The sequence below is a fragment of the Ruegeria sp. BHSB196 genome, assembly GCF_059613135.1.
In genome coordinates this window covers 93429-106141 of sequence record NZ_JBXWRY010000002.1, presented here as the reverse complement: position 1 = coordinate 106141, position 12713 = coordinate 93429, and the positions used below count along the sequence as shown (strand labels likewise).

Sequence of the window (12713 nt, the reverse complement as noted above, 5' to 3'; positions counted from 1 at the left end):
CATGATTTCGCCGCCCGTCGGCATGGCCGGTTGATCTCCGGGGCGTTTCCCCGAACAGTGCGGCAACCGCAACAAAGACGCAAACCATGCTGGCACGGCCCAAGTTCAAGCGCCCGAAATCCTCCATTCCGGCCCTGACCGGGCTGATCGCCGTGGCCGCGATCCCGTCGGTCCACTATCTCTGGCCCGAGATGCCGGACGTGTCCTACCGCGACCAGGCGGCCCTGTTCGCGCTCTGCATCTTCGCGCTGCTCGCAGCCTCCGAGATCGCGTTCTCGAAGGTCCACAGATCCCTCGGCACCGGGCTGGTCTATCGCGCCGCAAATGTCACGAACCCGCGGTACATCCAGGATTTCCAGATCAAGCTGGTCGGTCTGGCGGTCAGTTTTCTGCTGCTGGCCGGATACTATCTTGCCGCCGATCTCTATCGCGACGCGTGGTATGCGCCGTTTTTTTCGTTCCTGTCGGATTATTGGCCGATCATCCTGGCGGCCACCCTGATCAATGTCACGGTGGTCCATTTCGCCATGCGCCACCCGCGTGACGGGCTTTGGCACCTTGGGCATGCGGTGCTGACCCTCGGGCGGCAACCGGTGCGGGCGCGGGAACTCAAGACCTATCTCCTCAGCCTGGCGATCAAGGGGTTCTTCCTGCCGCTGATGTTCTGCTATCTGGTCGAGGACTGGACCTATCTGGCCTCTGTCTCGCTCTGGGCCTCGGCCGATTTCGCCGAGGTCTATCAGTACCTGTTCCGGTTCTCCTTCTTCTTTGACCTGACCATCGTCGTGATCGGATACGCGATGGCGACCCGGCTTCTGAATACCCACATCCGCTGGACGGAAACCACGGTCGGCGGCTGGCTGGTGTGCATCATCTGCTACGCGCCCTTCTGGCAGCTGCTCTCGCGGGACTACTTCAACTATGTCGAAGACGGCTTTGCCTGGGGCGTCTGGCTGTGGGACCATCCGGTGCTCTACGGGCTGTGGGGCGGCGCCATCCTGTTTCTTCTGGCAATCTATTCGCTGGCCGAGGCCCGCATGGGGCTGCGGTTCTCGAACCTGACCTATCGCGGCCTGGCCTGCGCCTTTCCCTACAGCGTCAGCAAACACCCCGCCTATCTGAGCAAGAACCTGACCTGGTGGCTCATATCCATTCCCTTCATCGCGACGGAGTTCTGGGTCGGGCTGGCCAACTGCCTGGCGCTGCTGGGCGTCAACCTGGTCTATTTCCTGCGCGCCTGGCACGAGGAACGGTGCCTGTCGGCGGCCCCGTCATACCGCGCCTACAAACGCCACATCAACCGCCATGGCCTGTTGGCGCAGATCCGCAGCCGGATGCCCGGCGGCAACCGCAACGTCCCGGCCCGGACGAACTCGCTTTCGTGAAAATCGGATCGGACGCGAAGGGTCAGTCTCCCAGCATCCATCGCCCGTCCGGCCAGAAGGCATGGAAGGCAAAGGCGAACATCACGTCATGCGCCACGTCCCGCCCCTGCCCGTCGCGAACCCGGATCGAGCCCACGTCGCGGCCCTTGCCGATCGATCCGGTATCCAGCGCCGAGGCCTGGCCCGCCGTCCAGGTGATCCGCACCCCGGCCTCGCGCACTTCGCCCTGCGCGCTCAGGCGCGTCATCGGCCAGGCCCTGTCATCGACCCGGACCACCCGCTCCAGCGGGTGAATGCCGTGCGGCGGCATCTCGCCGGAATAGAGGAACGGTTTGCGCGAAGTGTCGTAGCCGCGATAGGGATTGCGCCCGTAGGCCCGGTTGTGCGGCGGCTCGGCCATCACCAGCCCGTCCCGGTTGCGAGCCTGGAACTCGGCCCAGCTTTCCATCCAGGAGGGCAGCGTCTTCAACCGCGTTCCCGTCAGCTCGCCCACGATCGCCTCGCCCACCGCCTGCTGCCACCAGCTTTCGGTCTGGCGGTCATACATCACCATGTCCGAATGGCGCAGCTTGCCGCTGACGCCGAAACTCAGCTCCCCGTGCCGGGTGCGCCGGTCAAAGGTGACGGCCGAATTGCAGAGCGGGCAATAGGTGACGGCCACCGGCACATTGCCGATGCGGTCGTTCACGATCTCGTGCCAGATCAGATAGCGGATGGGATAGGCCCGCGGCGTCGCCCCGGCGATCTCAACCGTGATCACCGGCTCGCGCGATCCGATGCCCCGCTTGTCCGCCGCGCGCACGAATTGCGGATCGTCCAGCGCCGGTATGCCGTCCTTGGGCGGCCCGCCCGACTGGATCTCGGCCCAATCGGCAACGCTGGTGCGGCTGAAATCGGTCTGGGGCCACTCGCCTTGCCAGAACCGCGGGTTGGCCCAGACGGGGACTGCGGCGACGAGAAACAGGACAAGTGTCAGGATACGCATGCGCATGCTCCGAACCGATGCGCAATCCTGCGAAACACCCGGCGGCAAAGCCAGCCCCTTGCACACAGACGTGATGGGTCGTGCGGGCGCCGTCACGCCATGTGCGACCGACGGACAACCGAAACCTCTGTGCGGCAGGGCCGTCCGTCAGCGCAGGCGCGGGATCACTCGGTCACTGTGACCTTTTTCATCATGTCGGGCTGGCCGATGACCGCGCCGTTCGGCCCGGTGCCGCGCTTGATCGCATCCACCACGTCCATGCCGCCCGTGACCTGGCCCACCACGGTATAGTCGCCGTCCAGGAACGGGCCCGGCGCGAACATGATGAAGAACTGCGAATTGGCGCTGTCGGGATCCTGCGCGCGCGCCATGCCCACGGTCCCGCGATCATAGGTGATGTCCGAGAATTCGGCCGGCAGGTCCGGGCGATCCGATGCGCCGGTGCCCGCGCGGCGCATGTCGCTGCCGATCCGGCCATGCTGAACGTCGCCGGTCTGGGCCATGAACCCGTCGATCACCCGGTGAAACATCACGCCGTCATACTGGCCTTCGCTGGCCAGCGCCGTGATCTGCTCCACATGCTTCGGCGCGACATCCTCGAACAGGTCGATGGTGATGATGCCGTTGGCCTCGCCTTCGACCTCGATCTCGAGCCCCGTCGCCAGCGCGGGGCTGGCCAGCAGGGCAAATGCGGCTGCAAGCTTATGCATCGGCGGCCACCTTGACGCTGATCATGCGGTCGGGATTCGCGGGCGGTTCGCCGCGGGTGATGGCATCGACATGCTCCATTCCCTCGATCACGCGGCCATAGACGGTGTATTGGCCGTTCAGGAAATGGTTGTCCTTGAAATTGATGAAGAACTGCGAATTGGCCGAGTTGGGGTTGGCCGACCGCGCCGCCCCCAGTGTGCCCCGGTCATGCGGCAGTTTCGAGAACTCCGCCGGCAGGTCCGGCAGCGCCGAACCGCCCGTGCCGGCCATGCGGATGTTGAACCCGTCCTCCATGTCGCCGTGCTGGACATCGCCGGTCTGGGCCATGAACCCGTCGATCACCCGGTGAAAGCACACATTGTCATATTCGCCCGCCCGCGCCAGTTCTTTCATGCGCTCGGAATGCTTCGGCGCCACGTCCGGCAGCAGTTCGATGACCACGTTGCCGCCCGCAAGCTCGATGATGATGGTGTTTTCGGGATCCTTGATCTCGGCCATTTGGCCCTCCTGTCGATGGATATTGCGCGAATACCTAAGCCCCATGGGCCTGAATGCCAAGTGACGCATTGACCTTGGGACCAAATGCAGGAAAAGAACCGCGCAAATCCTTTCAACGCAGCGGAGTGGACGCGATGGGCTGGAAAACACTCGACGACATGGATCTCAGCGGCAAGCGCGTGCTGGTGCGCGTCGATATCAACGTGCCGATCGTGGATGGCGTCGTCACCGACTCGACCCGCATCCGCCGCATCGCCCCCACCGTGCGCGACATCCTGGCCGCCGGCGGCAGGCCGATCCTGCTGGCGCATTTCGGACGCCCCGGCGGCGAACGGCGCGAGAACCTGTCGCTGAAACAGCTGATCCCGACGCTGGAACGCGCCTTCGAGACGCCGGTGCGCTTCGCCGCCGACTGCGTCGGCCCCGCCGCCGAACTGGCGGCGGAGTCGCTGCAGCCGGGCGAGGTTCTGCTGCTGGAAAACACCCGCTTTCACGCCAGCGAAACCAAGAACGACCCCGCGCTTGCGGCCGGCATGGCGCGGCTGGGCGATGTCTATTGCAACGATGCCTTCTCGGCCGCGCACCGGGCGCATTCCTCGACCGAAGCCATCGCCCGCCTGCTGCCCGCCTGCGCGGGGCGCCTGATGCAGGCGGAACTGGAGGCGCTGGAAAGCGCGTTGAGCCACCCCCAGCGCCCGGTCACGGCGGTCGTGGGCGGCGCCAAGGTCTCGACCAAGCTGGAGCTGCTGAGCAACCTGATCGAGAAGGTCGATTACCTGGTGATCGGCGGCGGCATGGCCAACACCTTTCTCGTGGCCCAGGGTCATCCCGTGGGCAAATCGCTGGCCGAGCGGATCATGAAGGACACCGCCGCCGAGATCCTCGCCAAGGCCGAGATGCTGGGCTGCAGCATCGTCCTGCCCCGTGACGTGGTGGTGGCCAGGAAATTCGAGTCGCACGCCCCGCACGAAGTCCTGCCTGCCGATCAGTGCCCCGAGGATGGGTTGATCCTGGATGCCGGCCCCGAAAGCGTCGCCGCCATCGTGGACATCTTCGCCAAAAGCCGGACGCTCATCTGGAACGGCCCGCTGGGTGCGTTCGAACTGGAACCGTTCGACGCCGCCACCAATGCGGCGGCCCTGAAAGCCGCGGCGCTGACCCGCGCGGGCAAGTTGACCTCGGTCGCGGGCGGCGGTGACACGGTGGCGGCGCTCAACGCCTCCGGCGCGGCGGGAGATTTCTCGTACATCTCCACCGCCGGCGGCGCGTTTCTCGAGTGGATGGAAGGCAAGACGTTGCCGGGCGTCGCGGCCCTGAACGGCGACTGACGCCCGGCCCGGCGGTCAGCGTCGAACGGGCCGCCGCACCGCCTCCCCGTCCGGGCGATCGGGCCGCACCGACGGGCTGCCGCCATCCGGACCGTCATCATCGCCATTCACGATCGCGTCGCGCATGTCCTGGATATCCGAACTGTGCATCCAGCGCAGCCCGGTAGTGCGAAATACAACGTCGAACATTGTCGTCTCCTTCTCCCCGTCGGCGGGTCATCCGGGCCGGATGGTCTGTGCCCGTGGCGTCATTGCATCGAGCGTGCGCAGGATGCCCTCGTGGCGCGCAAGATCGTCCTTGATCCGCAGCTTGCGGCGCTTGAGCTGTTGCAGCGTCGCGCTGCACGGCGCCGGACGTTTGAGTTCCTCCATGATCCTGGCCTTGAGTTCCAGCTGCCGCTGGCGCAGCTTGGCCATGCGAACCTTGAGCGAGAATTTCTTGACGCGCGGACTGGTTTTCATGAGACCTCCCGAATTCTGCATTGCCCGGTTTCATTGATTGCACTTCAGATATGGGACCGCGGGGGCTTTAAACGAGACAATCCAGTAATGATTTAGGATAGGAAAAACCTATCGAACCGGAGCCGCCCGCCCATGCCGACCGAAATCACCCTGCGCCAGATCCGCTATTTCGACACGCTGGTCCGGGTCGGCCAGTTCCGGCGCGCCGCGCAGCAGCTGGCGATCAGCCAACCCTCGCTGAGCCTGCAGATCAGCGCCTTCGAAGAGGCCCTGGGCGTACGGTTGCTGGAGCGCAACCGCAGCGGGCTGATCCTGACCCCGGAAGGCCGCGACGTGGCCGCCCTGGCCGAAAACGTGCTGCGCGAAATCGAGCTGCTGGCCAGCTACACGTCGCCGTTGCGCGGCGGGCTGCGCGGCACGTTGCGGCTGGGCGCGACCGCCACGATCGGTCCCTACCTCCTGCCGCGCGTGCTCCAGCGTCTGCACGCCGCGCATCCCGACCTGCGCCTGCTGGTGCGCGACGGCACCCCGCGCGAACTGGCCGAGGATCTGGCCGCCGGTCAGCACGACATGATCCTGACGCAACTGCCGGTGCAGGGCGAAATCTATCGGGTGCGCCCGCTGTTTCGCGAACCGCTGCATCTGGCGGTCGCGCCCGAGCACGAATTCGCCGGACGCCAGCAGGTCGAGCGCGCCGAACTGTCCGGGCAGACCATGCTGAGCCTAGGCCCCGAGCACCGGCTGCACCGGCAGATCGCCGATCTGTGCGACGACACCGGCGCGGTCCTGCGCAGCGATTTCGAAGGCACCAGCCTCGATGCCCTGCGCCAGATGGTGTCCATGAACATGGGGGTGACGCTGCTGCCGGCGCTCTATGTCCGTTCCGAGGTCCGGGATCGCGGCGGCGACGTTTCGGTGAGCAAGCTGCGCGGCATGTACCGCACCGTCGGCCTGGTCTGGCGCAGCGCCAGCGGCCGGCCCCGCGCCTTTTCGGACTTTGCCGGGGTGATCGACGCGGTGATCCGCGAGAACTATGCCGGCATCGTGTCCCCGCAGGGCTGAATGCCCGGCGCGAAGAAATTCAAGCCCTTGTTGCAGAACGGGGATTCACAAGCCGAATCACCTGTGACATAGTGGCAAGAGATGTCCGCAAAGGGCACGTTTCTTGAGGCAGTGATCATACGGCGGTAAGCAGAGTGTCCCGTTCCCACCGGCCCGGTCTGGGCGCAATCCTGTTCTTTGCATTGGCTTTCGCGCTGGGTGTCTATTTCACCTTCGCCGCCGTGCAGGGCGACTATGGCCTGTTCCGGCGGGTCGAGATTGCGGCGGAACGGGATGCTCTGTCGCGCGATCTGGAGCGCCTGCAGGCCGAAATCGCGCGGATGGAGAACCTCACCCGCAGGCTGTCCGACACCTATCTCGATCTCGACCTTCTGGATCAGCAGGCGCGCTCGGTCCTGGGCATGATCCGGGCCGACGAAATCGTCATCCACTGACCGCCCGCCTGTTGCATCGCCGAGCGGGGCCGTTACCGTAACGGGCATGTTCACCGCATCCGACGCCCTGCGCCGCGCCCGCGCCTTCGCCGACACCCATGCCCTGCAGATCCCGGTGCTCCTGGCCCCGATGGCGGGCGCATGCCCGCCCGACCTGTCCATCGCCGTGGCCCGCGCCGGCGGCATGGGCGCGGCCGGCGTGCTGATGATGTCGCCCGACCAGATCGCCGACTGGACCCGGTCCGTGCGCGCGGCCACCAACGGCGCCTTCCAGCTCAACACCTGGATCCCGGATCCCGACCCCGAACGCGACCCCGCGCACGAGGCGGCGGTGCGCCGGTTTCTGGCCGGCTGGGGACCGGAGGTGCCGGACGAGGCCGGCGACGCGCCCGGCCCGGATTTCGAGGCGCAATGCGCCGCAATGCTGGCGGCCGGGCCGGCGGTGATTTCGTCGATCATGGGGCTTTATCCGCCGGATTTCGTGGCCGGGATGAAGGCGCGCGGCATCCGCTGGTTCGCGACCGTGACCACGGTGGCCGAGGCCCGCGCCGCCGTCGCCGCCGGGGCCGATGCCGTGGTGGCCCAGGGCATGGAGGCCGGCGGCCATCGCGGCGCCTTTCAGGCCGACCAGGCCGCCAGCCGGCTGGTCGGGCTGTTCGCCCTGCTGCCCGCCGTGGCCGATGCCGTCGATGTTCCGGTCATCGCCACCGGCGGCATCGCCGACGCGCGCGGCGCGGCGGCGGCGCTCATGCTGGGGGCGTCGGCGGTCCAGATCGGCACCGGTTTCCTGCGCACGCCCGAGGCGGGCACGACACCCGTCTGGGCCGACGCGCTGGGCCGGGCGGCCCCCGAGGACACGGTGCCCACCCGCGCCTTTTCCGGCCGCCTGGGCCGCAGCCTCCGCACCGCCTACGCCACCGCCGCCGCCGCGACCGACGCCCCGGCGCCGGCCCCCTACCCGGTGCAGCGCAACCTGACCGCGCCGATGCGGGCCAGCGCCGCCGCGGCCGGGGATCTCGACCGGATGCAGGCCTGGGCCGGACAGTCGGCCGGGCTGGCGCAGGCGCGTCCGGCGGCGGACATCCTGCGCGATCTGTGGCGCGACACCGAGCGCGCCCTGGGCGGCTGACCCTGCGGACTGCCCCCGCGTCATATTAACGCTCGCAACTCGATGGAAAATCGATTATGAAATAGTTTAACGCTAAACTATCCTGCCGCAATGGGGAGGGCGCCACAATGGCCGCGCGAAAAACCGCAAAGAAACCAAATGTTTCGGCGGACGAGCTGAAACTATACTACCGCGAGATGCTGTTGATCCGCCGATTCGAGGAAAAGGCAGGTCAGCTGTACGGCATGGGTCTGATCGGCGGCTTCTGCCACCTCTACATCGGACAGGAGGCGGTCGTCGTCGGTCTCGAAGCCGCGGCCGAAGATGGCGACAAGCGCATCACCTCGTATCGCGACCACGGCCACATGCTCGCCTGCGGCATGGACCCGGACGGCGTCATGGCCGAGCTGACCGGCCGGATCGGCGGCTATTCCAAGGGCAAGGGCGGCTCCATGCACATGTTCTCGAAAGAGAAGCATTTCTATGGCGGCCACGGCATCGTCGGCGCGCAGGTGCCGCTGGGCGCGGGCCTGGCCTTTGCCGACAAGTACAAGGACAACGGCCGCGTGACCTTCACCTATTTCGGCGATGGCGCGGCCAACCAGGGCCAGGTCTACGAAACCTTCAACATGGCGGCGCTCTGGCAGCTGCCGGTGGTCTTCGTGATCGAGAACAACCAGTACGCCATGGGGACCGCGCAGGCGCGCTCGACCTCGACCAAGGACATCTACCACCGCGGCGAAGCCTTCGGCATCCCCGGCGAGATCGTTGACGGCATGGACGTTCTGGCGGTCAAGGCGGCCGGGGAAAAGGCGGTCGCGCACTGTCGCGCCGGCAAGGGCCCCTACATTCTCGAAGTCAAGACCTACCGCTATCGCGGCCACTCGATGTCCGACCCCGCCAAGTACCGCACCCGCGAGGAGGTGCAGAAGGTGCGCGAACAGCACGACCCGATCGAGCATGTCCGCGAAATGCTGCTCTCGGGCAAGCACGCGACCGAGGACGATCTCAAGGCCATCGACAAGGAGATCAAGGAGATCGTCAACCAGGCCGCCGAATTCTCGAAAGACAGCCCCGAGCCTCCGGTCGAGGAGCTCTGGACCGACATCTACGCCTGAGAGGACGAATAAGACATGGCAACCGAAATTCTCATGCCCGCCCTTTCGCCCACGATGGAAGAAGGCACCCTGGCCAAATGGCTGGTCAAGGAAGGCGACACCGTAAGCTCGGGCGACATTCTGGCCGAGATCGAAACCGACAAGGCGACGATGGAGTTCGAAGCGGTCGATGAAGGCATCGTCGGCAAGATCCTGATCGGCGAAGGCACCGAAGGGGTCAAGGTCAACACCCCCATCGCGATCCTCGTCGAGGAAGGCGAAGACGCCTCCGCCCTGCCCTCGGCTGCGCCCGCAGCCGACGCGGGCAACGAGGCCGCCGCGCCAGCGGCGCCCGAGGCGCCCGCCCCCACCCCGGCCGCCGCGCCGGCCGCGCCCGCGGTCGATCTGTCGCCGGACTGGCCGGCGGACGCGCCCATGAAACAGCAGACGGTCCGCGAATCCCTCCGCGACGCCATGGCCGAAGAGATGCGCGCGGATGAGGACGTCTATCTGATGGGCGAGGAGGTCGCCGAGTATCAGGGCGCCTACAAGGTCAGCCAGGGTCTGCTGGACGAGTTCGGATCCAGGCGGGTGATCGACACGCCGATCACCGAGCACGGCTTCACCGGCATCGCCGTCGGGTCGGCCTTCGGCGGGCTGAAGCCGATCGTCGAGTTCATGACCTTCAACTTCGCCATGCAGGCGATCGACCAGATCATCAACTCCGCGGCCAAGACGCTCTACATGTCCGGCGGCCAGATGGGCTGCCCGATCGTGTTCCGCGGCCCCAACGGCGCCGCCGCGCGCGTGGCGGCCCAGCACAGCCAGGACTATGCCGCCTGGTACATGCAGGTGCCCGGCCTCAAGGTGGCGATGCCCTATTCCGCCGCCGACGCCAAGGGCCTGCTGAAAACCGCGATCCGCGATCCCAACCCGGTGGTGTTCCTGGAAAACGAAATCCTCTACGGCCGCTCCTTCGACGTGCCGCAGATCGACGACCTCGCCATTCCCTTCGGCAAGGCCCGCATCTGGCGCGAAGGCAGTGACGTGACCATCGTCAGCTTCGGCATCGGCATGCAATTCGCGCTCGAGGCCGCCGACAGGCTGGCCGAAGAGGGCATAAACGCCGAGGTGATCGACCTGCGCACGCTGCGCCCGATGGATACCGGTGCCATCATCAACTCGGTGATGAAGACCAACCGCCTGGTCACGGTCGAAGAGGGCTGGCCGCAGGGCTCGGTCGGCAGCTACATCAGTTCCGTGGTGATGCAACAGGCGTTCGACTATCTCGACGCGCCGGTAGTCACCCTGACCGGCAAGGACGTGCCCATGCCCTATGCCGCCAACCTCGAAAAACTGGCGCTGGTGACCACCGACGAGGTGATCGAAGCCGTCAAGCAAGTGACCTATCGGTAAGGAGCGACAGACAGATGCCCACCGAAATCCTGATGCCTGCGCTCTCCCCCACCATGGAGGAAGGCACGCTCGCCAAATGGCTGGTCAAGGAAGGCGACACCGTCTCCTCCGGCGATCTTCTGGCCGAGATCGAAACCGACAAGGCCACGATGGAATTCGAGGCGGTCGATGAAGGCACCGTCGGCAAGATCCTGATCCCCGAGGGCACCGAAGGGGTCAAGGTCAACACCCCCATCGCCGTACTGCTGGAAGAAGGCGAAAGCGCCGATGACATCGCCGCGGCTCCGGCCAAGGCGCCCGAGGCTGCGCCCGCAGCCGACGCGGGCAACGAGGCTGCCGCCCCCGCGGCACCCGAGGCGCCCGCCCCGGCTCCGGCGGCCCCTGCAAAAGCCGATGGCGGGCGCATCTTCGCCTCGCCGCTGGCCCGCCGGATCGCCGCCCACAAAGGGCTGGATCTGGCGCAGATCACCGGCTCCGGCCCGCATGGCCGCATCGTCAAGGCGGATGTCGAAGCCGCAACCGCGACGGCCCCGGCGGCCACGCCTGCCGCGGCGGCAAGCGCGGCGCCCGCACCCGCGGCGGCCCCCGCCGGCCCCTCGGCCGACATGGTGGCCCGCATGTACGAAGGCCGCGAGTACCAGGAGGTCAAGCTGGACGGCATGCGCAAGACCATCGCCGCCCGTCTGGCCGAGGCCAAGCAGACCATCCCGCATTTCTACCTGCGCCGCGACATCAGGCTGGACTCGCTGCTGAAGTTCCGCAGCCAGCTGAACAAGCAGCTGGAAGCCCGCGGCGTCAAGCTCAGCGTCAACGACTTCATCATCAAGGCCGTCGCCAACGCGCTGCAGCAGGTGCCCGAATGCAACGCCGTCTGGGCGGGCGACCGGGTGCTGCAGTTGAAACCCTCGGACGTGGCCGTGGCCGTGGCCATCGAAGGCGGGCTGTTCACCCCGGTCCTGCAGGACGCCGACACCAAGTCGCTCTCGGCCCTCTCGACCGAGATGAAGGATCTGGCCGCCCGCGCCCGCGAGCGCAAGCTGGCCCCACACGAGTATCAGGGCGGCACCTTCGCCGTTTCGAACCTGGGCATGTTCGGCATCGACAATTTCGACGCCATCGTGAACCCGCCCCATGCGGGCATCCTGGCGGTCGGCACCGGCCTGAAGAAACCGGTCGTGGGCGAGGACGGGGAGCTGACCGTGGCCACCGTCATGTCCGTCACCATGTCGGTCGATCACCGGGTCATCGACGGGGCGCTCGGCGCGCAACTGCTGCAGGCCATCGTGGACAATCTGGAAAACCCGATGGTCATGCTGGCCTGAGCCGGAACGCAGGAATGAAAAAGCCGCCCCGGACTCCGGGGCGGCTTTTTCGTTTCCGGTCTCGGGCGTTACTGATCCTTGCCCAGCATGTGATCCATCGAGATGGCGGGCTGATCGCAGCCGGCCTCGCCCACGATCTTGGCGGGGATACCCGCCACGGTCTTGCAGGGCGGCACGTCCTGCAGCACCACCGAGCCGGCGGCGATGCGGCTGCACTTGCCGACCGTGATGTTGCCCAGCACCTTGGCCCCGGCCCCGATCAGAACGCCGTCGCCGATCTTGGGATGGCGGTCCTCTTCTTCCTTGCCGGTTCCGCCCAGCGTCACCGAATGCAGCATCGACACGTTGTCGCCCACCACGGCGGTCTCGCCAATGACGATGGAATGCGCGTGGTCGATCATGATTCCCTTGCCGATCCGCGCGGCGGGATGAATGTCGATCCCGAAGATCTCCGAGGACCGCATCTGGAAGAAATAGGCCAGGTCGTGCCGGCCCTTGCGCCACAGCCAATGCGCCACGCGATAGGCCTGCATCGCCTGATAGCCCTTGAAGTAGAGCACCGGCTGCAGCAGCCGGTGGCAGGCCGGATCGCGCTCGAACACCGCCATCAGATCGGCCCGCGCCGCCTCAAGCAGGCTGGGATCGTTCTCATAGGCTTCGTCCACGATCTCCCGCAGCACCATCATCGACATCTCGTTCGAACACAGCTTGGCCGAAATGCGATAGGACAGCGCCCGTTCCAGGCTCTTGTGGTGCAGGATGCAGGCGTGCACCAGCCCGCCCATCAGGGGTTCCTTCTCGACCGCGGCCTCGGCCTCGGTGGTGATGCGATCCCAAACGGGATCGACCGGAGTGAGCTTTCTGCGCGTTTCGATCATGGCCTTTCGTCCTCTGCTCCGTCTAGA

The 12713-nt window shown here is 66.4% G+C and carries 14 protein-coding genes; 8 read left to right on the top strand and 6 right to left on the bottom strand.

Annotated elements, in window-relative coordinates:
• The first annotated feature begins 86 nt into the window (after positions 1–86).
• Entirely contained in the window at positions 87–1385 is a 1299-nt protein-coding gene (locus tag AC2FNJ_RS02195; protein ID WP_496762058.1) for a hypothetical protein, read from the top strand.
• A gap of 22 nt (positions 1386–1407) precedes the next feature.
• On the opposite strand, the gene AC2FNJ_RS02190 is transcribed toward AC2FNJ_RS02195, so the two are convergent.
• The 3 genes from AC2FNJ_RS02190 to AC2FNJ_RS02180 form a co-directional block, all read right to left on the bottom strand.
• On the bottom strand, positions 1408–2370 hold the full coding sequence (locus AC2FNJ_RS02190; RefSeq protein ID WP_496762056.1) for a DUF3179 domain-containing protein: 963 nt from the start codon (positions 2368–2370) through the stop codon (positions 1408–1410).
• A gap of 164 nt (positions 2371–2534) precedes the next feature.
• Complete coding sequence (locus AC2FNJ_RS02185; RefSeq protein ID WP_496762055.1) at positions 2535–3080, bottom strand: peptidylprolyl isomerase; 546 nt, start codon at positions 3078–3080, stop codon at positions 2535–2537.
• Positions 3073–3579 carry a peptidylprolyl isomerase gene (locus AC2FNJ_RS02180; protein ID WP_496762053.1) on the bottom strand — a complete coding sequence of 169 codons (507 nt, stop codon included), beginning with the start codon at positions 3577–3579 and terminating at the stop codon, positions 3073–3075. Before AC2FNJ_RS02180 ends, AC2FNJ_RS02185 begins: the two co-directional genes overlap by 8 nt.
• A gap of 134 nt (positions 3580–3713) precedes the next feature.
• On the opposite strand from AC2FNJ_RS02180, the gene AC2FNJ_RS02175 reads away from it, so the two are divergent.
• Positions 3714–4907: a phosphoglycerate kinase gene (locus tag AC2FNJ_RS02175; RefSeq protein ID WP_496762051.1), complete on the top strand. Its 1194-nt coding sequence runs from the start codon at positions 3714–3716 to the stop codon at positions 4905–4907.
• Positions 4908–4922: 15 nt separating this feature from the next.
• On the opposite strand, the gene AC2FNJ_RS02170 is transcribed toward AC2FNJ_RS02175, so the two are convergent.
• Positions 4923–5096 (bottom strand): hypothetical protein, encoded by a 174-nt coding sequence (locus AC2FNJ_RS02170; RefSeq protein WP_496762050.1) that lies wholly within the window; start codon positions 5094–5096, stop codon positions 4923–4925.
• Positions 5097–5123: 27 nt separating this feature from the next.
• Positions 5124–5369 carry a YdcH family protein gene (locus tag AC2FNJ_RS02165; protein WP_496762049.1) on the bottom strand — a complete coding sequence of 82 codons (246 nt, stop codon included), beginning with the start codon at positions 5367–5369 and terminating at the stop codon, positions 5124–5126.
• A gap of 132 nt (positions 5370–5501) precedes the next feature.
• Here AC2FNJ_RS02165 and AC2FNJ_RS02160 point away from each other — a divergent pair, with 132 nt between their 5' ends.
• The 6 genes from AC2FNJ_RS02160 to AC2FNJ_RS02135 all read left to right on the top strand — a co-directional run bounded on the left by AC2FNJ_RS02160 (position 5502) and on the right by AC2FNJ_RS02135 (position 11808).
• Entirely contained in the window at positions 5502–6431 is a 930-nt protein-coding gene (locus tag AC2FNJ_RS02160) for a hydrogen peroxide-inducible genes activator (protein ID WP_496762048.1), read from the top strand.
• 134 nt (positions 6432–6565) lie between these two features.
• Positions 6566–6865 carry an FtsB family cell division protein gene (locus AC2FNJ_RS02155; protein WP_496762046.1) on the top strand — a complete coding sequence of 100 codons (300 nt, stop codon included), beginning with the start codon at positions 6566–6568 and terminating at the stop codon, positions 6863–6865.
• Positions 6866–6911: 46 nt separating this feature from the next.
• Positions 6912–7994: an NAD(P)H-dependent flavin oxidoreductase gene (locus tag AC2FNJ_RS02150; protein ID WP_496762045.1), complete on the top strand. Its 1083-nt coding sequence runs from the start codon at positions 6912–6914 to the stop codon at positions 7992–7994.
• Positions 7995–8101: 107 nt separating this feature from the next.
• The gene (pdhA, locus tag AC2FNJ_RS02145) at positions 8102–9091 is read left to right on the top strand and encodes a pyruvate dehydrogenase (acetyl-transferring) E1 component subunit alpha (RefSeq protein ID WP_496762043.1); all 990 of its coding nucleotides are present in this window, start codon (positions 8102–8104) and stop codon (positions 9089–9091) included.
• Positions 9092–9106: 15 nt separating this feature from the next.
• A complete protein-coding gene (locus AC2FNJ_RS02140) occupies positions 9107–10486 on the top strand; it encodes a pyruvate dehydrogenase complex E1 component subunit beta (protein ID WP_496762042.1) in 1380 nt (459 codons plus the stop codon).
• Positions 10487–10500: 14 nt separating this feature from the next.
• Positions 10501–11808, top strand: coding sequence for a pyruvate dehydrogenase complex dihydrolipoamide acetyltransferase (locus AC2FNJ_RS02135; RefSeq protein WP_496762041.1), 1308 nt, complete (start codon positions 10501–10503; stop codon positions 11806–11808).
• A 68-nt stretch (positions 11809–11876) separates the two neighbouring features.
• Here the strand turns inward: AC2FNJ_RS02135 and cysE are convergent, their stop codons facing one another.
• Positions 11877–12686: a serine O-acetyltransferase gene (gene cysE, locus AC2FNJ_RS02130; RefSeq protein WP_496762040.1), complete on the bottom strand. Its 810-nt coding sequence runs from the start codon at positions 12684–12686 to the stop codon at positions 11877–11879.
• Between the last annotated feature and the right edge of the window lie 27 nt (positions 12687–12713).